This window comes from Alcaligenes sp. 13f (genome assembly GCF_020496585.1).
Classification (GTDB): Bacteria; Pseudomonadota; Gammaproteobacteria; order Burkholderiales; family Burkholderiaceae_B; genus Alcaligenes; species Alcaligenes phenolicus.
Map to the genome: position 1 here is coordinate 109341 of NZ_JAHKKC010000004.1, position 19054 is coordinate 128394.

Genomic DNA, 19054 nt, shown 5'->3' on the forward strand with positions numbered 1-19054 from the left:
GGGCGCTCGCTATATTACTTGCGGCCGTTAGGTCGCAGCGACTCTCCGACCTTGAGCGCAAACAGCTCAAAATCACGGGTCGCCACTCGCTTTCCACCATCCGGCATTCGATGCGCCCCTTCCGTAAAACCTGCACCATTAAGGAACGTCGGCATGGCATCAGGCTTGTCGGCCAATACACCTGCCAGGGCCAGCAGCGCGTAAGGCTCAATCGCATCGATGTTGGCGTACTGGTAGTCCGGGCCTGGCATGAAGTAGCCATGATGCAGGCGCTTGTCCAGAATATTGCCGGCCACCGCACGCGCCAGGGTCAGGTATTCCTGGCGGCGGCTGGCAGCATACAAGTCCAGCAACACGAAAATGGCACGTGGATCGTCATTATCCGTCTCGATATTCAGTTTCATGCCGTGTCCAGGCTGGCTACCCAAGTCCCCCAAGCCTTGAGCGCTGGCAATGCCGCGCACGACCTTCCACAAAACGGGATCCTGATCGACACGGTAGGCGCGCGCATAGGAAAGCATGAACTCTCCCCCAGCAACATACGGCTCCAACACCTGACCGCGCTTTCCGTAATAGCCGTCCCTGGGCAGGACGTAGCCGCTAAGGTCGCGACCATCGGCCAGCATGGGCGTGAACGTATTGGTCTGCGGCTGATAGGCGTGCTTGGCAAAGGCCTTGAGCCCATCAAGCGTCCAAGTCAGCAGATCCTGGCCTACCGCCCCTAAGTCCTGCGCAGCCTGCAACTGCATCAAGGCGTTTTCGGCATAGAGCGTGCTGGTCTTGCCTTTGAGCAACATATTGCCTTCCAGCGCATTGGGGCCAAATTCCGGGCCGAACTGGCGCTGAGCGCGATCACCGAACTTGGAGTGGGTATCATTATCATCCTTGCTTGTGTCACGCTTGAGCGGCTGGGTAAATTGGTAAACCCCCAGACCGGTCCCCGGATCACGCGCCAAAACGTACTGCTGTGCCAGCCGCTGCGCCCAGCGTAGCGCACCCGCTTCGTTCTCGCGCTGATAAAGCTTCAGGCCGGCATAGATCAGATCATTGCCGGTATTCAAAAAACTCAGTCCCTTGGTCGCCTGAAACGGCGGCGGCTGCTCGAACTCGTGTTCCCAGCCTTTGCCAGGCCCCAGACCATACTCGCCATGGCGACTGGTTTCAAGTGTGCGCCAGTTGTGAACGTGCGCCTGCCAGAAGGCCCTTATCATGCGCACGGTAGCCGGTGTATCAACCTCGAACATCAAGTCGTAGTACGGATAGGCATTCTTTAGTTCATGCACTTGCTCCTTTTCACTAGGGCCCTCGGGCTGCAAGGTCTTCAGATCGATGAAGCGATGCCCTCCCCAAATCAACAGACCGCCTGCATCCTGGTAATGGTCGAAGTGATAGCGCACCAGATCGACCGCACGCTGCCGGTACGCCGATGTACCGGTCAGCGCAGACAGCCCCGTCAGCACACGCAAAAAATTCTGCTGCGCGGAAAAATTCGACAAAACCGCACTGCGCCCATCAGGAAATACCCAGCTCAGTTGCGTACCATCGTGGGGGTTGAGTCCATCAGCCAGCAAGGGTGTGGCCGCATCGCCACGATAGTGGTCTCCCGCATTCACCAGAATGCGATCGACATAATCACGCACTTCACGAATAAGCATGTCCGCATCCGGCAAGGTCGGCCCTTGCGCAAATGCCATAATCGGTGCCATCGTGCAGGCCATAACGGCAATCATATTCCTCGAATATCGTTTCATGTCTTCCTCCTTCCAGCTCAACGCATGACGCGCCGCAAGATGCGATTGGTGTCACGCTTAAATTGCATCGCCGCCTCCTGAACGCTCCGATTGCCATAGTCGATGGACTGGATGGTCTCCCCAAACAGCGCGACAATCTGCGGATCGTCGAAATAAGGCGAAACCACCACTCGCTTAGGCAGTTTCGCCGCCAACTCCAGGCCTGCCACCGCCGGCAACTCGGGCTTGATGACGTCGGCTTGCTCCAGACGCGCAAAGGCGACCTTGCTCAAGGGAATGCCCCTTTCCAGCCCCAGACTGTCCACCCCCTCATCACTGTTGAGCAAGAAGTTAATCAATTGAGCCGCCTCACGCGGATGGCGCGATGACTTCCCGACGGCGAACAACATCGAGGGTTTATTGAACAATCCGGCGTCGATCGCACCCGGCAACATAGGATGCGGTCCCAGCGCCAGCGTTGCAGGAGGGGTCAGATTGTCCGCGTACTTGGAAATAGTGGAGTTCCACATATAGGTGCCGCCCCAGTCGCCCTGAATCCAGGGTCGCTTCTCATACATATTGCTATGCCCGAACGACGCAAACTCCTTGGCTGACGGCATGACATGCGCATCAACCATTTCCTTGTAGAGGCTGAAGAACTCCACCCACTGCTCATCGCTATAAGCGAAGGACTTCTTGTCCTCGTCGATCTCAGCGATGTTGTACTTTTGCACCATGTAAGCGCGCAGCAGCGCCAAGGCGTCCTGATGCTCAAGCACGACTGGGTAAACCCGCTCGCCCAGCTTCTCGCGAAAAGTTCGGCCTGCGGCAAGCAGTTCATCCCAGGTACGCGGATAATCAATGCCTGCTTTCTGCCAGGTTTGCGTGTTGTAGTAAAACAGTCGTGCAGTGCTGGATACCGGCACGCCATTGAGCTTGCCCTTGATGGTGACCATATCCAGCTCCGATTGCGGAAACTGCTCAAGGTCGATATCCTGCTGCAGTTGATACATGTCCATAAAGCCAGTGCCATTGCGCGAGATCTTGGGTAGCCAGTTCCAGTTGACCTGCAACACATCCGGTTCGGTATTGCCGGCGATCTGCGTAGTCAGGCGCGCAAGATGACCGTCCCAGCCGGTGTACTCAGCCTTGACTTTAATGTGCGGATAATGCTTCTGAAATGCCGCCAAGGCCTTCAAGGTCACGCTATGGCGCGAGTTGCCGCCCCACCAGGACATGCGTAGTTCTACGTCCTTTTGTTGAGCCAGCGTTGGCATTGCGGCCACCAGCAGCCAGACACTGATGACGCCCGCCAGAACTTTCTTTTGCACCGTATTGTCTCCCCTAGGTTGGCTCCGTTCAGAGCGAAATGTTTTCTTGAGTGCTCGTATCGAACACATGGCATTGCCGGGACTCAAACTGGAAATAAACGGTCTGGCCCAGGCCATTGACCACGACATCCGAAGCGTGCTCGGCACTCATGCGACTGATGATCTCGCCATCATCCACCGAGATGTAAAGATAGAACTCATGCCCCATGTTCTCCACGCGCAGCAAGCGCCCCTGGGCAGATTCGCCATTTGGCTTGGCGATCGATACGCTCACAAACTCCGGGCGTATACCGTAATGCACGTCCTGCGCGCCATGCGCTGCAACTTTCGCGGCCACCGCCGCAGGCAGGGTGAACACCGAACCGCCTACACGCAAGCCAAGCGTGCCGTTCTCATGCACCAACTCAGTAGGCCGGATATTCATCTCTGGTGCGCCGATAAAACCTGCCACAAACATATTGCGGGGATAGCGATACAACTTGTCAGGCGTATCTACCTGCATGATGTGGCCCAGTTTCATAACACATATGCGATCGCCCATGGTCATGGCCTCCGTCTGATCGTGGGTTACGTAGACGCTGGTCGCAGGGCGACCACTTTGCCGCAGTTGCCGGTGCAAATCGGAAATCCGCACACGCATGGAGGCACGCAGCTTGGCATCCAGATTGGACAAAGGCTCATCAAATAAAAAGACGTCCGGTTTTTTGACAATGGCGCGTCCCACCGCCACTCGCTGGGCCTGACCGCCCGAGAGCTGACGCGGCAATCGATCCAGCAAATCCTCAAGCTCCAACATCCGGGCTGCATCGCTGACCTGACGTTCGATTTCCGCCTTGGGCAAACGACTAAGCTTCAGACCAAACGCCAAATTTTCACGTACCGTCATGTGGGGATAGAGCGCGTAATTCTGAAACACCATCGCAATGCCCCGATCCTTCGGTGGCAACGGATTGACCACCCGATCGCCAATGCGTATTTCACCCCCACTGATCGATTCAAGCCCCGCCAGCATACGCAGCGTGGTGGACTTGGCGCAGCCCGAGGGGCCCACGATCACCATGAACTCGCCATCTTCGATCTTCAGATCAATGCCATGCACCGCCTCAAAACCGTTGGAATACGTTTTCCGTAATTGCTTGAAAATCACTTCAGCCATGAAAATTCCTCAACCTTTGATGCCGCTGCTGGCGACACCCTGGACGAAATAACGCTGTGCCAGGAAAAACACAATGATGGAAGGCAGTATGGAGATGCTGGACATCGCAAGGATCTCGTTCCACGGTGCCCCTTCCGTCACGTCAATCGACATCTTCAGAGCCAGGGCGATGGGGTATTTCTCCACGCTGTAAACATAAATGAGCGGACCGATAAAATCGTTCATGGACCACATGAACTGAAACAGAGCGACCGAAATGATCGCCGGTTTAAGTATGGGTACGACCACGTGCCAGAGCACCTGCAAGGAGTTGCAACCATCGATCTGCGCCGCTTCTTCCATGTCGCGCGGCACGCCTCGCAAGAACTGAACCAACATAAACACGAAAAAACCCTGCGTAGCGAAAGCCAACGGCAGATACAGCGGCAAATAGCTATCGAGCATTCCCATTTCGCGAAACATCAAATACTGCGGGATCAGCAGTACCGCGCTGGGTAGCAACATGGTGCCGATCAACGTTGCAAACCAGAATTTCTTCCAGGGAATCTCGAAGCGGGCAAAGCCATAGGCGACAATGACCGATGACACCACCGTCAACACCACCTTGGGAATAACGTATTTGAACGTGTTCACGATATAGTGCCCAAAAGTGTATTCCGTGCCTGTGCGCCAACCATTGACGAACCCTGCGCTGGTGGGCTCCCGAGGAATTAACGATAACGTGCTGAAAATCTCATTATTAGGCTTGAAAGCCGCCGCAAACATCCATACCAAGGGATAAAGCATCAGCAAACCCACTATCGCCAGGACCGAAACCCGAACCCAGGCGCTCCATTTCTTATCCATGCTTGCCTCCTTTGTCGGCCGAATAGAACACCCAGTATTTCGACGATTTAAAGGCTAGCGCGGCTAATATCCCCACTAACAGAAATAGCACCCACGCCAGCGCTGCGCCGTAACCCATCTCGAAATGCTTGAATGCGGCTTCGTAGATATAAAGAGAAAACAGATAGGTGTATTGAGTCGGCCCGCCACCGGTAATTACATACGGCCCGGTAAACTCCTGGAACGCCTGGGTCAGTTGCATGATGAAATTGAAGAAAATGACGGGCGTAATCAACGGTATCGTCACTTTCATGAATATCTGCCAGCGCGATGCGCCGTCGATCAAGGCGGCCTCGTATTGAGATTGCGGCACGTTCTGCAGCGCGGCCAGGAAAATCACCATGGCCGAACCAAATTGCCAGATACGCAGCAAGGTCACTGAAGCCAGCGCCAGCGAAGGCTCACCCAGCCAATTGACCGGATCAAACCCGACCGCACCAATAAAGCTATTGAGCAAGCCATCAATAGAAAACAAGGCACGCCACAAAACCGCAATAGCAACACTGCTGCCTAATATCGAGGGGATGTAATAAGCCGTGCGAAAAAAACCAATCCCACGCAGCTTGAAATTCAAGACAAATGCAATCCAGAGCGCGAACGCCAACTTGAGCGGCACTGTCAGAAACACATAGGCAAATGTCACACCCATAGACTTCCAGAACAAATCATCCTCGAAAAACATACGTTGATAATTGCTCAAGCCGACATACTCGGGAGGATTCATCAGGTCATATTCTGTGAAGCTGAGTAGAAAAGACGAGACGAAGGGAAATGCCGTGAACAGGACCAACCCGATGATATATGGCGACAAATACGCCAATCCCAGGATTCTGTTTTCGTTCATAGCAACCCCAAAACGGAAAAGAAGGGGGGATGCATCATAAGTGTCTCCATGAACTCCAGTGATTCTGGTTTTAAGTATTGATACGCAATGTCGCGCCATCACGGCCGTATTCAATCGACATGAACCACGTGCCGGTAACAGCACACATTCCGTCTTGGAAGTACGCACCAGTGATATATGACCTCATATGAGTGATACAACAAAACCAATGAGGTGATCGCTAACAGATGATGAATACATACCGCCTATCTGCAGGCTATATACAATCAAACAGCAGCCAATCTCTTTTCAAGAACATATGTGACATCATATACGTCAGCACTGAGTATGCACCCTCTCGAAGCACTAGTATTTCCCCTAGTTTTCTCAAGGCCTGTCATATGACAACGTGTTTTGGAGATGGCAACCGTGCCCTTTGTCCTGGTCTTGTTTTGGACGAAGTAGGTAGGGAACTGACGAAAATGGATTGACTCAATCTTTCGATCGGGGGAACAAACCGCAAACCATCGCAAAGAACTATTCGTTATGCTCGCTCAAGCACTTGTCGGCCAAGACTTGAGCTTGCGCCAAAGCACCTCGGCCACATCCATACCACCGTGCTTGTTAAGCCCCATTAGCAGCGCGTTTGCTCGATGATGTTGGGCTACTTGCACTGATTCTTGGCCAACACTCTACGGTTCGTCACTTCTCGTAAAATACGAGAACTCATTGGGCCACAGGCTACACGATCCGTATCGGAATAAGAGGAGGGCCCATGGGCCCTCCTCCAACGACTTAAAGATCAAGGGGCAGAAGTCTCGTGCCCGTGCAAGCCTGGAGGGCCTCGAATTCCAGGCCCTCGTTAATTTGCGCGACACGTAAACCTTCGGGCGTAACGTGGAGAACCGCCAGATCGGTATAAATCCTTGTTACGACCCCCATAGCTGTTAGCGGCAGTGTGCACTCGTCGACGACCTTGGGGCTACCATCCTTGGCATTGTGTTCCATCAAGATGAATACTTGCCGAGCTCCGACAGCAAGATCCATTGCCCCCCCTACGGCCGGCGGCTCATCAGGCCGCCCCAAACTCCAGTTTGCCAAGTCACCCGCCCTGGACACTTGCATAGCACCCATGACGCAAATGTCTAGGTGACCTCCGCGCATCATGGTGAACGAAGTCACGTGATCCATGAACGCAGCACCCGCCAGCAATGTCACGGGCTTCTTCCCGGCGTTGATCAACTCAAGGTCCTCGTGGCCTTCAAGGGCCAGCGGACCCATGCCCAGAATCCCGTTCTCACTCTGCAGAATGATTTCGCGATCAGAATGCAGGTGTTGCATAACAAGTTCAGGTAGACCTATACCAATGTTGACGTAGCTGCCGTCAGATATGTCTGCAGCTAGTCTCGCCGCCATCTGGTCGCGGCTTAATCGATGCTTCATGTCAGCAGACCTCAACTAGAAAAAGTGGGATGGGTGACCTGCACAACACGCTGTACAAAAATGCCGGGCGTAACGATATGCTCGGGATCAAGCTCACCTAGTTCGCATCTCGATCGGACCTGAACAATAGTGATGCCCGCCGCCATACACATGACTGGACCGAAATTACGCTGTGTTTTACGGTAGACCACATTACCCCACCGGTCCGCGCACTCGCCCTTGACAAGTGCGAAGTCGCCTTTAAGCGGCTTTTCAAAGACGTAGTGCCTGCCATCGATCTGTGCCGTCGGCTTACCCTTGGCAAGATCAGTGCCATACCCGGTAGGGGTGTAAATCCCCCCCAAGCCCGCAGCACCGGCATGGAGGCGTTCCGCAATGGTGCCTTGCGGAACGCATTCCAACTCGATCTTTCCGGCGCTATACATCTCATTGAACACCCATGAATGGCTGGCCTTGGGAAACGAGCAGATCATTTTGCGTACTCGACCCGCCTTGATTAAGGCCGCCAGCCCAGTATCATGATTGCCAGCGTTGTTGTTCACGACAGTCAATTCTCGCGCCCCTTGGTCGATCAGTGCATGGATGAGTTCCGTCGGCATTCCCGCACCACCAAAGCCGCCGATCAGTACCGTCGCACCATCGTGAATGTCAAAGACGGCATCGTCGATGGCAGCAATGAATTTGTTGATCATGTGGTCGCCTTGCTATTGAACAGGAATGCCTGCTTTTTGCACCAGGCTTTTCCACTTCTCGGTCTCTGAGGCCTGAAATTTAGCCAATTCATCGGGTGTGCTGCTTTGAGCCTCAATGCCGGCAGCGTGCAGGCGTTTGACGACGTTTTTGTCAGCCAGCGCCACGGTCAACACGTTGTTGATCCGTTCCACTACATCAGCAGGCGTCTTTGCGGGCGCATAAGCAGCAAACCAACCGACCATTTCGAAGCCGGGCAGATCGCCAGACTCAGCAATGGTGGGGAGTTCTGGCGCCAGCGCGGTCGGGGTTGCCGATGCAACAGCCAAAGCCTTGACCTGCCCTGCTTTAGCGGGCGGTAAAGTAGTCGCGACGTCGGCAATCATCATCTGCACATGGCCGCCGATAAGGTCCATCACTGCCTCGGGATTGCTCTTATAAGGAGCGTTGACCATATCCAGGCCAGCCGCAGCCTTCAGCATTTCGCCTGCGACACGTGCAGAGGTACTGCCACTTCCGAAGAAAATCCGCCCGGGATTGGCCCGTATGTATGCGATCAGTTCCTTGACATTATTGGCGGGAATGGAGGGATTTATCACTAGCGCAAGCGGAATATTTCCCAAGCGGCCTAACGGTTCAAAGTCCGCCACAGGGTCATACGGCAAGGTCTTGAAAAGCGCCACATTACCTGCGTGCGTTGTGTTTGCCGTGACCAAAATGGTATAGCCATCTGCAGGTGCGCGTGCGACCATGTTGGAGGCAATGAATCCGTTCGCGCCGCCCTTGTTCTCCACGACAACGGGCTGCCCCCACTCTTGTGATAGACGTTCGGACAAAGTCCGGGCAAGAATATCAGTGGCGCTGCCGGCCGAGAACGGCACGACCAAACGTACGGCTTTGGTTGGGAAGTCGGTGGCCAGGGCAGGTGCGGCCACGCTTAGGCCAAGTACGATACATGCGATAAGACGATTGACGAATTTCATAAAGTCCCCCTATGTTCGATTGAATGTAATGAAGCTTTTATGTAGTCATTATTTTTTTGAGTGCCACCGCCGGATGAGTATCCGGAACACGAATAGGCATCGATAACAAAACGCCACTGCGCGTCTTGCCATGAGCATCCAGATAGAGACTATCGGATACGCCGCCATCAAGAGCTTGATGCATGACAAAATTGAAGGCTGATAAATTCGGCAAATCGAAACGCATTACTGTGCCGCGTACGCTATCACCCATCCATTCCTTGACGTGTTCTGGCTGCAACTGTGCTGCAAGGAGCCCATAATCCTGAGGCTCATAAGGGATGACGCAGATACTTAGCGTGTCGCCCTTGTCGCCTGATCGGGCGTGGGCCAGGTAATAGAGTTCAACAGAAGCGGTATTGGACGTTTCAGACATGACTTATCCTCGCCGATGTAGTCGTTAAATCGCTAGGCAGCAGACAGCTCATCATTTGAATGGAGCGGCGGACGGTACATCGAATTCCACCTCCCCCGGCCGGGCCATTGGTATACAAGCCTTCTATTTCAGCCGCAATCTGCTCGGCTTGATCCGCATTCAGAGCACGCACGCCGATGTGCAGACGCGCCTCCCCTGGCACCACTTGGTTATGGCCATTGACGACGCAACTATCCATACCAATGATATTCATAACCCAACTCGAGGGCTGGATGTGCAGCTTGGGAAAACGGTCCGCTAATATGCCTTGAGTCAGTCGGGCACGGCTGACGGCATTAATGCCCGCAAATGAGATGCCTCCTTCCACCACATAACCATTTTCAACAGCCAACAGCGTTTTCAAGGTTGGAGGAGGGGCTGTTCCTCGAATGCCCGTAACCTTTACGCGTCCATCGACCTCCTCGACCGAGACGTTCGTCAAGTCCACCGTCACATCGGGGGTAAGGTACGCGCAAGGGTCATGAACTTCATATAACATCTGCTCGATTACGGTCTGCCGGTTGATTTTTCCTCCAGAGCCCGGTGCCTTGGATATCCATAGTGTTCCGCCTTCTTCGACTTCAATGACAGGGAAGCCTACTTCCGACAAACGGTCTACAGTCTTGAGAGGAGGATCGGCGAAGTAGCCCCCTGCGACCTGCGCTGAACATTCACTGAGATGGCCTGCCATAACGCCTGCCGCAATCTTGTCCCATTGCCCCGCTTGCCACCCCAGTTTATAGGCGCAAGCCCCTAAGGCAAGAGCCGAATCGGTAGCTCGTCCGACGATAACCACCCGTGCGCCTAGCTGTAAGCCTTCGATGATGGAGTGGGCCCCTATATAGGCATTGGCAGCAATGACGTCGCGGCCCAGCTTCGAAAGAGGTTCGCCTGTTTCAACGACACATGGATCAAACTTGAAAACCTGCTCACGCACATCGTCTCCTGTCACCGTGGCCAGCGCCATGCCGGAATAACCGAGCTGCGCCGCGATACGGCGAACATGCTCAGTCGCGCCGTCAGGATCTGCCCCCCCCATATTGCTAATAATGTTGATGTCGCGGCGCACAATGGTTGGAAGCAAAGTGCGCATACTTCGATCAAGCAAAGGCCAATAGGCAAACTTACCTTTACCTCGTTCCATATGCTGCAAAGCGAGGGTCCGCTCTGCCAGCACCTCCAGCGTCAATGTGTCTATATCCGATGATTCGGCCAATTGAAGGGCTGCGTCGAGGCGATCGCTCGCAAAGCCTGCGCCACCGCCAATACGACATGTCGTGGTCATGGTTCTCTCCTAGTACATTGGCAGTATAAATTTTCCGATATATAATTCAATGCAATAGAACCTATATATCTATTCGATAATATTATGAATATATCCCTACGGCATCTTCGCGCTCTCGTACTGTTATCCAAGCTGCGCAACTTCAGCCTTGCCGCGAAAGAATTAGATATGACCCAACCGGCCCTTAGTCAGGCCATCAGCCGCCTAGAAAAAACACTGGGAAGTCGACTTTTGGACCGTACGACACGCAGTGTCCAGCTCACCCCGTTTGCCGAATCCATTATTCAGCGACTGAGCTACACACTTAGCGAACTCGACGAAATATTCGATGTGGCCAATTCGTTTAAAAGCGGACATATTGGTATGGTGTCAATATCATGCCTGTCCTCTATCGCCATCAAGCTGATGCCTGACGTCATCCTGCAATGCCATCAGGCCCATCCTCGGCTCTGCATCAGCGTACAGGAGGACAATTCCAACGGCGTAAAGGGGCGACTCCTGACAGGCGCAGCGGAAATCGGGATTGCGAGCGAATCCCAAAGCCATGACCAGTTACAGTTCACGCCATTCCTTGAAGACCGGATAGGCGTGGTCATGAGACGGGATCATCCGTTGGCGGGCGAGCACATCCTCAGATGGAAGAACCTGCAGCCCTACAAGCTCGTAATGATGTCATCGGAGACCGGCTTACCGAGCTTGTTCGCCACGTTGGCCGCCCACGGCGTGCAACTGAACGATGCAGTCTGTTTGGCTTCTCACTTTGGCACGATCACGGCATTCATATCCAAAGGACTTGGCATTGGCATACTGCCTAGCATAGCGTGGCCAACAAATGACGATCCGCTGCTGTGCGCAATGCCCTTGAAAGACCCGGACATCACCAGAGATGTAGGGCTGATCAAAAGGCGAGGACGCACGCTGTCCCCCGCCGCTGAGATTCTTTCGTCTCTTTTACGCAGCGAGATCGCAAAGACCACGCAGACATGGCGCAACGTCTAGGGATAAGCGTGACCGACCGCTTCCCATGTTATTCGGTCAGTCAATCCAATCAGCACTTGTTAAAGCGGTAGCGGCATCGCCAAAGGCTTCTGAACTCCCCCCGGGTGGGCGCTATCTGTGTCTTGGGGCGGCCCAGCGACAAAAAAAAGCAGGTGTATCACATTCAGGAGCCACCAGTCTGAGAACCGATGGCTTTCAAATCGACCGGGGCAGTCAGCGCATCATTTGCGGCAATCCCAACGCCACTTGCGGAAACGCATAGAGAATAAACACACATACGACCATAATGGCGACAAACGGCGCGGCCCCCAGGAAAACATCGTGTATTCGCCCCGTCCCCGCACGCTCTGCACCACAAACAGATTGAGTCCGACAGGCGGAGTAATCAACGCGATCTCCATCAAAATAACGACAACGATGCCACACCAGATAGGATCAAAGCCCGCCGACACCAAAATGGGCGCAATGATGGGTACGCTTGCCACCATCATCGACAACGTTTCCATAAACATGCCCAAGATAAGATAAAAAACGACCACAAGGCAAAAGAGCTCGAAAGGCGACAGATTCATACTGCCAATCCAATTGCTGGCGGTTGCCGGCAGTCCGACCGCACCAAACACAAGGTTCAGAAAGTAAGCGCCAAACATGACTGCCATAATCATGGCCGAAGTGCGCATTGTGCCTTCGAATGCCTGCTTGATGACATTCAGCGTAAGACATCGATAAGCTGCCGCAATGCCAAAGGTGGCCAATACCCCTATTGCTGCTGCCTCGGTTGCAGTAGCCCACCCCACATAGATCGTCCCAACCACCGACAGAAAGATAAGCAAGGGCGGCAAGAGATCCGGCAACGCACGTATCCGCGCCGACCAGTCCGTCCGTATAGGCGTTCCCCCCCATTTTGGACGCCACAGACAAAACACCAGCACAACCACAGAAAACAAGCCTGCAAGCAGCAAACCAGGAATCAGCCCGGCCAGGTAGAGTTGCGGGATAGAGGTTTCAGTCAGGACACCATACAGGATCAAGTTGATCGAAGGCGGGATAAGAATACCCAGCGTCCCCCCGGCGGCGATCGTTCCCAAAAAGAGCGACTCGTTATAGGAATTCTTCTTGACCTCTTCGAGCGCAACGGTTCCGATCGTGGCGGCGGTGGCCACGCTCGACCCCGACGTCGCGGCAAACATGGCGCAGGCCGCAATATTGCTGTGCATCAGCCCACCTGGCAGCCACGGCATCCACAACACCAGCGCAGAGTACATCCTGGAGGCGAGCCCTGATCGCAGCAGCAGCTCGCCCAACATGATAAACAGCGGAATAGCGATCAGCAGAAAGTTGTTGGAGACCGTCCAGGTCATCTCCGCCAGCGCATAATGCAGCGGCAGCGGTGAGGATGTTTCAGAAAGGACCAGCCCCACGAGTGTCAGCGTGGCCGCCACAGGAATGCCGAAAAACAGCAGCCCCAGCAAGCTTCCCAGAGAGGTGAAAATCATGAGCTTAAGCCTCCAAGCTTATGCATGGCATCAGCCGCTAGAAGTTCCTCGCGAACTTCTTCATCAGCGCTCTTCATGCCGGTCAGCACCGCCGCGGCCTGGGCACGCCGAGTCGCAATCAAGTACAAGGCGACAGCCAAGAGCACCAGGTCTGTCATCAGGAACACGCCGATCCCCGCAAGCCAGACGACTTGCGGAATAACCATCGGAATTTGCAGGGCCGAAGTGGAGCGCGCTGCGCTGACCCAGGACTGCGAGATCAGTTCCAGGCCGTAATAGAAAATCAGCCCGAACATAATGAAAAATGCCACCAGCCCCATCAGGTCCATGACCAGGCGTGCCGCACCTGGGAATTGGGCGTAGGCCGTATCGACCCGGATATGCGCACGGTCGAGCAAAGCCCCGGCCAGGGCCCACGTCGTTGAGATCGCCAAAGCGAAACGCGCAAGCTCATCGGTGCCGTCGATGGCCATGCCCGCGCCAGCCCGCAGCATAATATCCAGGCCAATCAACAGCGCGGCGGCGGTAATCACACCGCCTCCAAACCATAGCCCGCCCCGTGCGATCATGCGGACCATACTCAGCAAGCGGAGCATGAACTCGCTTTGTCCTTCTGCGCCCGGTGGGATACGACCATCAACTGCAGACGTCACATTGCTCATGAGACGCTCTCCTCGTTATTCAAGTGGAACAAGCGCCCGGCTGCGCCCACAGCCAGGCCTGGTCAGTCACTTCAGGGCAATGGATACGCCCGTCACCTTGCCGATATGGTTATTCCAATCGGTGATGCACGCCGTACCGCAGCGTTTTGCCCAGCCAGGCAAAACATAGTCGGCCACGACTTTGCGCGCTTGCTCCAGGTCCGCCTCCGAAGGCATATTCAATGTCACCTTTTCCGGCTTGCCAAACCTGCAGTCCGCGGCAGCGGTGTTGCACAGGGCTGCCTGTTCGATACTGACATGCAGCGTGGCCCACATTTTGTCCTCATAAGCCGCAAATTCCGCCGTGAGGAAATGGCGGGTTTCCTCTGGCAACGCTTCCCAACGCTTCTTGTTAACCGCGACTGCATTGAAACTCCAGCCCAGCGGCAACATGAATACGGACCCGGTCACTTCTGCCCAGCCCGCCGTATTGCCCGAAAGAGTACCGGTCACAGCACAATCGACCACGCCATTGTTCAGCGCCGGCACGACCTCCGAGAATGCAATTGACACCGAGGTGGCACCCACCCCGCTCATGAAGTCCCTCAAGGTATTGTTGAAAACACGCACCTTTTTGCCTTTCAGGTCGGCCAAAGAAGCCACGTTTCCACGGCACCACACTACCTGCGGCGTACTTGCACCTATCGCCAGGAGTTCCGTACCCCAGTTTTTTATCATCCGCTCACGCAGGACCTCTTTATATGCAGAGCAGGCCTGACGCGCCTGATCCACATCGGGCAAAGTACCGGCAAGGTCGCAGGCCTCAAAACGTGGATCGTCCCCCGCCAGCTTGGTAATGTCGATACCTGCAAAGTCCATGACACCCATCTTCATCAAACGCAACATAGACTGGTCATCCAGGCCCATCTGCTCGATCGGGGTTAAATCGGCTGTCAGTTTGCCACCCGAATGCTGAGGCAGCGTCTCTGTCCAGAATGGTTTTTCGTCATGAATGGCGACTGGGATCGTCGAGGCGATTCCGACGACTTTAAAGTGATCTTTCTTCAGCTCTTGTGCAGCAAGAGGGCCAGCAAGGCTGGCGGCCATCAGGGCGCCAAGTACAAGGTGTTTCATAGGTTTCATGCTATCTCCGCCTTCAGTAGATGATTTCCCACGAGGCTTGCGGATCGTCCGCAAGCCCAAGCTCATGAGATTTCGGCGATTGCCTCAATCTCCACCGCCATGCCCGATGGCAAGGCGTGCGTACCCGAAGCAATGCGGGCGTGCGGGCCTGCATCGCCCAATACCTGACAGATCAAGTCGGAGGCGGCATTGAGCACCTTGGCCTGGTCGCCAAAGTCAGCCCCACAACGTACCAGCCCGGCCAAACGGACCATACGCACCACACGATCCAGGCTTGCATCGCAAGCCGCATTTAACTGCGCAAGAATATTGAGTGCGCAGAGTCGAGCCGCCTGCTGCCCCTCTTCAAGACTCAGGTCCACACCCACCGTGCCACGGTAGAGCAATTCACCGGCACGGCGCGGACCCTGTCCCGCCACGAACACAAGGTTTCCCGTGCGCACGAAGGGCAGGTAATTGCCTTGCGAAGGATTGACGGGCGGCAATTCCAACCCCAACGCCACCAAACGCTGTTGTATCGTTCCCATCATGGCCTCCTCATTTCAATTGACGCCAATCGCCACTATCACCCTTCCAGCCAATGACTCGGCCCGCAAGACGTTCAAGAGTATTGCGCAAGGCATCGACCAGGCCCTCCCACTCTTTAGCGGAAATACCGTCTACCGCTGGCTCGGGGCCCATAAACATGCCATCCACGCCACCGAAAGAGACGCACTGCTCAATGCAGCGGCGCTCCAGCGCACCGTCATGGAAGATCGAGGGTTTGTCCAGATAAGCAGATAGCGCTGCGACCAGCCCCGTCGCGCCCCAGTTCGAGACGTTTGACACAATCAGAAGATCCGCTGCCGTCGCCGCCGCCACGCCGCCACGCCCGGGATGGCCGCTATCGCGGGCCTTAGGCGAAAAGGTTTTGAGATCGTCCGCAATAACACCCATACCCAATTCATTGCCGCCATCACCGATCGCAATGAAAGGCACGCCCTCGGCCTGGGCACGGCGGAAGAACTGATCATAATCGGCCACCATGCCATCCAGCGGACGACCACCCAAGCCGTGATACAGACCCTTATCATTGGCGCCCGGGCGCTCGATCGAGATCACCAGCGACGGCTTGGTGACATCAAGCAAGGCATCAGTGACCGCACGGCAGCCCTGATCATCCTTCGGTGTGCTGCGCAGGTAAACGGGCCGGATGAACTCCACCGGACGAATCACACCATCCTGCGGGAAAGGCAGCGGCGCCAGGCCTGCGCCACGGCACGTGCCTTCCAGCGCCACGACCCAATCATCGTCAGTCAGAATCACCGTCTCGATGCCCAGCCCCAGGAACAGCGCACGAGCCATAAACGCCGCACCAATCAAACCGTCAGTCTCCGGCACGCCAGCGCCTTCAGGAAACCCGGTGGCAATGACCACGGGGCCACCATGCTCGCGGACACGCTCCACGATCTTCTCGGCTGCCATCATGCAGGCGGGCCCTGGCTGGCGCGACTGCAATGCATCGTAAATCTTGCCGATCAAGCCCACACCCGTCAGATCCAAGGTCATGAAATTCTCGATTGTCTGCGCAACGATCTGACCTTTGCCACTCTTGTAATCCAACATTCCTTTCTCCAATGCTTAATGCGTTTCGGTGATGTACCGGGCAAATTTCTCCGCATCGACATTGCCCCCACTCAGGACAATGCCAATCGTCTTGCCGACAACATCAATCTTGCCAGCCAGCAGCGCGGCCAGTGGGGCCGCGCCGCCCGGCTCAATCACCAACTTCAATTCGCGATAGGCAAAGCGAATAGCCTCTTTGAGCTCGGTATCGCTGACGGACAATCCACCCGCCAGATGCTGCTTGCATACAGGAAATGTTAAATCACCCGGCTTGACAACCAGCAAGGCATCGCAAATCGACGCGGCCTTGGCTGGCGCCTTTGTTTGCGTACCGGCAGCCAATGATCTGACCATCCCGTCATAGTGCTCAGGCTCGACGCTATAGATCGCGACATCCGGAACAAGCGAGTGCACACCACAAGCCGCGCCCGCCACCAGACCGCCGCCGGAACACGAAAACAAGGCGGCATCCAGACTCGCTCCCACTTGCGCCGCCTGCTCGGCCAGTTCCGCACCCAGGGTCGCCTGGCCAGTCATGACATAGGGGTCGTCATACGGCGGCACAATCACCGCGCCTGTCTCAGCGGCAATCTGCGCACCGATCTCTTCACGAACCTCTTTCGTCTTGTCATAAAGCCTGACAATAGCGCCATTGGCGCGCACACCGTCAATCTTGGTTTTAGGCGCTTCCTGCGGCATCAGGATCGTCGCCTTGATCCCCAGTTCCCGAGCCACGTAAGACAAAGCCAAGCCGTGATTACCCGAGGACCAGGCAACCACGCCACCGGCTCGCTGCTCCGGCGTCAATTGCAATGCGCGGTTCAGCGCACCACGGAACTTGAACGATCCTGCACGCTGCAGATTCTCTGGCTTGATCAGAATCCGCGCCCCTAACTGACGATTCAGGACAGGGGACTCCAGCAAAGGGGTGTGTACTACATGCGCCGCGATCCGCTCGCGTGCTTGGGCAATCAGCCGGGCATCCGGCTCGAAATAGTCAGGCCTCATCTATCAACTCCTCATGTCAGGGACATGACAAAGTTTTACCTAGACCCAAGTTAAAGTAAAATTATGATTACGAATCCAATTGCATTAGAAAAATGAATGCCATGTCGCATCAACAGCGACTCGACTACACGATCTCAGGGTGCGCTGGATGCGGCTGCCACCTTGCGCGCGATGCCCACCAGGCTTTCCAATATTTCGCTGCCCACACCCAACATATAGAAGGCGTAGAAGCTCATAGGGGGCAGCTCCAAGTCGCTTTCGACAGCCACCAGAGCATTCGCCGACGAGGGTGACAAAGCACCCTCGGCAAATAGCGCCACACCAATTGCGTCCGCCGCCATTCTCTCGATGGTCGCCTGAGAACTATTGGTGAAAATACGCGGTGTCTGGCCGGTGAGACTGAACAGCTTCTCGCGCAGATGACTATAGGGATACGTCTGGCGTGGGAAGGTGATGATCGGCAAGCGCTTGAGCTCGTCAACCGTCAGGCGATTGCCCTGGATGACGCCAGGCGCGGCATAAAACCGCAAAGAATAATCCACCAAGTGCAGACATGCCATCCCATCGATCGTCGCAGGCCCCAACATCAAACCGATATCAATCTCACCGTCTCGCAAGCCAGACATGATCGATGGCGTGACATCAACCGTAATATCAAAATCAATATTGGGAAAACAACGGTGGGTTTCGCCCAGAAACCGCGCCAGCCAGGTATGTACGATCGTCTCCGAAACACCCAGCCGGATCGTGCGCGGAGCCTGCATGGATAGATCGAACTCCTGCTCCAGCTTGGCCACTTGTCGCAAGATCAGCTCGGCATGTACCAACAAGGCCCGCCCGCTTGGAGTCAGCGAAATCGGCTTGGAGCTACGGTTCATCAACTGAGTGCCAAACTGATCTTCCAGGCCGGCAATACGCTGGGAAATCGTTGGCTGTGTCGTATTGAGCTTCTCGGCCGCCCGAGAAAAACTGTTCAGTTGCGCGGCCCAATAAAAGATTTCAAGGCTTCGCAGATTAACCATGGAGAGTCCAAAGCGATATAGAAAGTAAAGTGCATAGTACTCGCAAAGCCACCGTAAGTACGTCATGCGAACGAGCCCCCACGACGACGGCGTCACCATAAAGACAGCAATACGACCCTGGGTTCTGGCGCAAGACCGCTGCATAGCGGTGGTGCGGCCCGATCATCATGTATATGGCAGTGCTTCAGGCCTGCGGACAGGCCTGGAACTGCTGGAAGAGTTTAGGCGCAGATTGACATAAGACCGAACCTTTCATAGGCGGAGAGTAACTAGCGGCCAATTGACTTTCCCAGCATGCTCTTGCTCCATGCTGCGACAGCGCTTCGACGTACTGAACCAAGTCGGCAGCGAACTCTTAAA

At 55.1% G+C, this 19054-nt stretch carries 17 protein-coding genes and 1 pseudogene; 1 reads left to right on the forward strand and 17 read right to left on the reverse strand.

Annotation, left to right across the window (positions count from 1 at the left end; genetic code table 11):
* Positions 1–14 precede the first annotated feature (14 nt).
* The 10 genes from KOE80_RS04460 to KOE80_RS04505 form a co-directional block, all read right to left on the reverse strand.
* Complete coding sequence (locus tag KOE80_RS04460; RefSeq protein WP_226348458.1) at positions 15–1751, reverse strand: hypothetical protein; 1737 nt, start codon at positions 1749–1751, stop codon at positions 15–17.
* Between the two features lie 17 nt (positions 1752–1768).
* Positions 1769–3061: an ABC transporter substrate-binding protein gene (locus KOE80_RS04465; protein ID WP_226348459.1), complete on the reverse strand. Its 1293-nt coding sequence runs from the start codon at positions 3059–3061 to the stop codon at positions 1769–1771.
* Between the two features lie 28 nt (positions 3062–3089).
* Positions 3090–4217, reverse strand: coding sequence for an ABC transporter ATP-binding protein (locus tag KOE80_RS04470; protein ID WP_226348460.1), 1128 nt, complete (start codon positions 4215–4217; stop codon positions 3090–3092).
* Between the two features lie 9 nt (positions 4218–4226).
* Positions 4227–5063 carry a carbohydrate ABC transporter permease gene (locus tag KOE80_RS04475; RefSeq protein WP_226348461.1) on the reverse strand — a complete coding sequence of 279 codons (837 nt, stop codon included), beginning with the start codon at positions 5061–5063 and terminating at the stop codon, positions 4227–4229.
* Complete coding sequence (locus KOE80_RS04480; RefSeq protein ID WP_226348558.1) at positions 5056–6045, reverse strand: carbohydrate ABC transporter permease; 990 nt, start codon at positions 6043–6045, stop codon at positions 5056–5058. The genes KOE80_RS04475 and KOE80_RS04480 overlap by 8 nt, the downstream gene beginning before the upstream one ends.
* A gap of 675 nt (positions 6046–6720) precedes the next feature.
* Positions 6721–7368 carry a 3-oxoacid CoA-transferase subunit B gene (locus tag KOE80_RS04485; protein WP_226348462.1) on the reverse strand — a complete coding sequence of 216 codons (648 nt, stop codon included), beginning with the start codon at positions 7366–7368 and terminating at the stop codon, positions 6721–6723.
* A gap of 11 nt (positions 7369–7379) precedes the next feature.
* Complete coding sequence (locus KOE80_RS04490; RefSeq protein WP_226348463.1) at positions 7380–8060, reverse strand: 3-oxoacid CoA-transferase subunit A; 681 nt, start codon at positions 8058–8060, stop codon at positions 7380–7382.
* A 12-nt stretch (positions 8061–8072) separates the two neighbouring features.
* The gene (locus tag KOE80_RS04495; protein WP_226348464.1) at positions 8073–9041 is read right to left on the reverse strand and encodes a Bug family tripartite tricarboxylate transporter substrate binding protein; all 969 of its coding nucleotides are present in this window, start codon (positions 9039–9041) and stop codon (positions 8073–8075) included.
* Between the two features lie 37 nt (positions 9042–9078).
* Positions 9079–9456, reverse strand: coding sequence for a hypothetical protein (locus KOE80_RS04500; RefSeq protein ID WP_226348465.1), 378 nt, complete (start codon positions 9454–9456; stop codon positions 9079–9081).
* Positions 9449–10780, reverse strand: a complete 1332-nt coding sequence (locus tag KOE80_RS04505) for an acyclic terpene utilization AtuA family protein (RefSeq protein WP_226348466.1) — start codon at positions 10778–10780, stop codon at positions 9449–9451. The genes KOE80_RS04500 and KOE80_RS04505 overlap by 8 nt, the downstream gene beginning before the upstream one ends.
* Positions 10781–10864: 84 nt before the next feature.
* Here KOE80_RS04505 and KOE80_RS04510 point away from each other — a divergent pair, with 84 nt between their 5' ends.
* Positions 10865–11779 (forward strand): LysR family transcriptional regulator, encoded by a 915-nt coding sequence (locus tag KOE80_RS04510; RefSeq protein WP_226348467.1) that lies wholly within the window; start codon positions 10865–10867, stop codon positions 11777–11779.
* Between the two features lie 213 nt (positions 11780–11992).
* Here the strand turns inward: KOE80_RS04510 and KOE80_RS04515 are convergent.
* The 7 genes and pseudogenes from KOE80_RS04515 to KOE80_RS04545 all read right to left on the reverse strand — a co-directional run bounded on the left by KOE80_RS04515 (position 11993) and on the right by KOE80_RS04545 (position 18694).
* A pseudogene (locus KOE80_RS04515) lies at positions 11993–13275 on the reverse strand (TRAP transporter large permease).
* Positions 13272–13937, reverse strand: a complete 666-nt coding sequence (locus tag KOE80_RS04520) for a TRAP transporter small permease subunit (RefSeq protein ID WP_226348468.1) — start codon at positions 13935–13937, stop codon at positions 13272–13274. Before KOE80_RS04520 ends, KOE80_RS04515 begins: the two are co-directional and overlap by 4 nt.
* A gap of 66 nt (positions 13938–14003) precedes the next feature.
* Positions 14004–15059, reverse strand: coding sequence for a TRAP transporter substrate-binding protein (locus KOE80_RS04525; protein WP_226348469.1), 1056 nt, complete (start codon positions 15057–15059; stop codon positions 14004–14006).
* Between the two features lie 62 nt (positions 15060–15121).
* A complete protein-coding gene (locus KOE80_RS04530) occupies positions 15122–15586 on the reverse strand; it encodes a RidA family protein (protein WP_226348470.1) in 465 nt (154 codons plus the stop codon).
* A gap of 10 nt (positions 15587–15596) precedes the next feature.
* Positions 15597–16664: a DUF4392 domain-containing protein gene (locus tag KOE80_RS04535; RefSeq protein ID WP_226348471.1), complete on the reverse strand. Its 1068-nt coding sequence runs from the start codon at positions 16662–16664 to the stop codon at positions 15597–15599.
* A 15-nt stretch (positions 16665–16679) separates the two neighbouring features.
* The gene (locus KOE80_RS04540) at positions 16680–17672 is read right to left on the reverse strand and encodes a threonine/serine dehydratase (protein ID WP_226348472.1); all 993 of its coding nucleotides are present in this window, start codon (positions 17670–17672) and stop codon (positions 16680–16682) included.
* A 134-nt stretch (positions 17673–17806) separates the two neighbouring features.
* Positions 17807–18694 carry a LysR family transcriptional regulator gene (locus tag KOE80_RS04545; RefSeq protein ID WP_226348473.1) on the reverse strand — a complete coding sequence of 296 codons (888 nt, stop codon included), beginning with the start codon at positions 18692–18694 and terminating at the stop codon, positions 17807–17809.
* Positions 18695–19054: the final 360 nt, after the last annotated feature.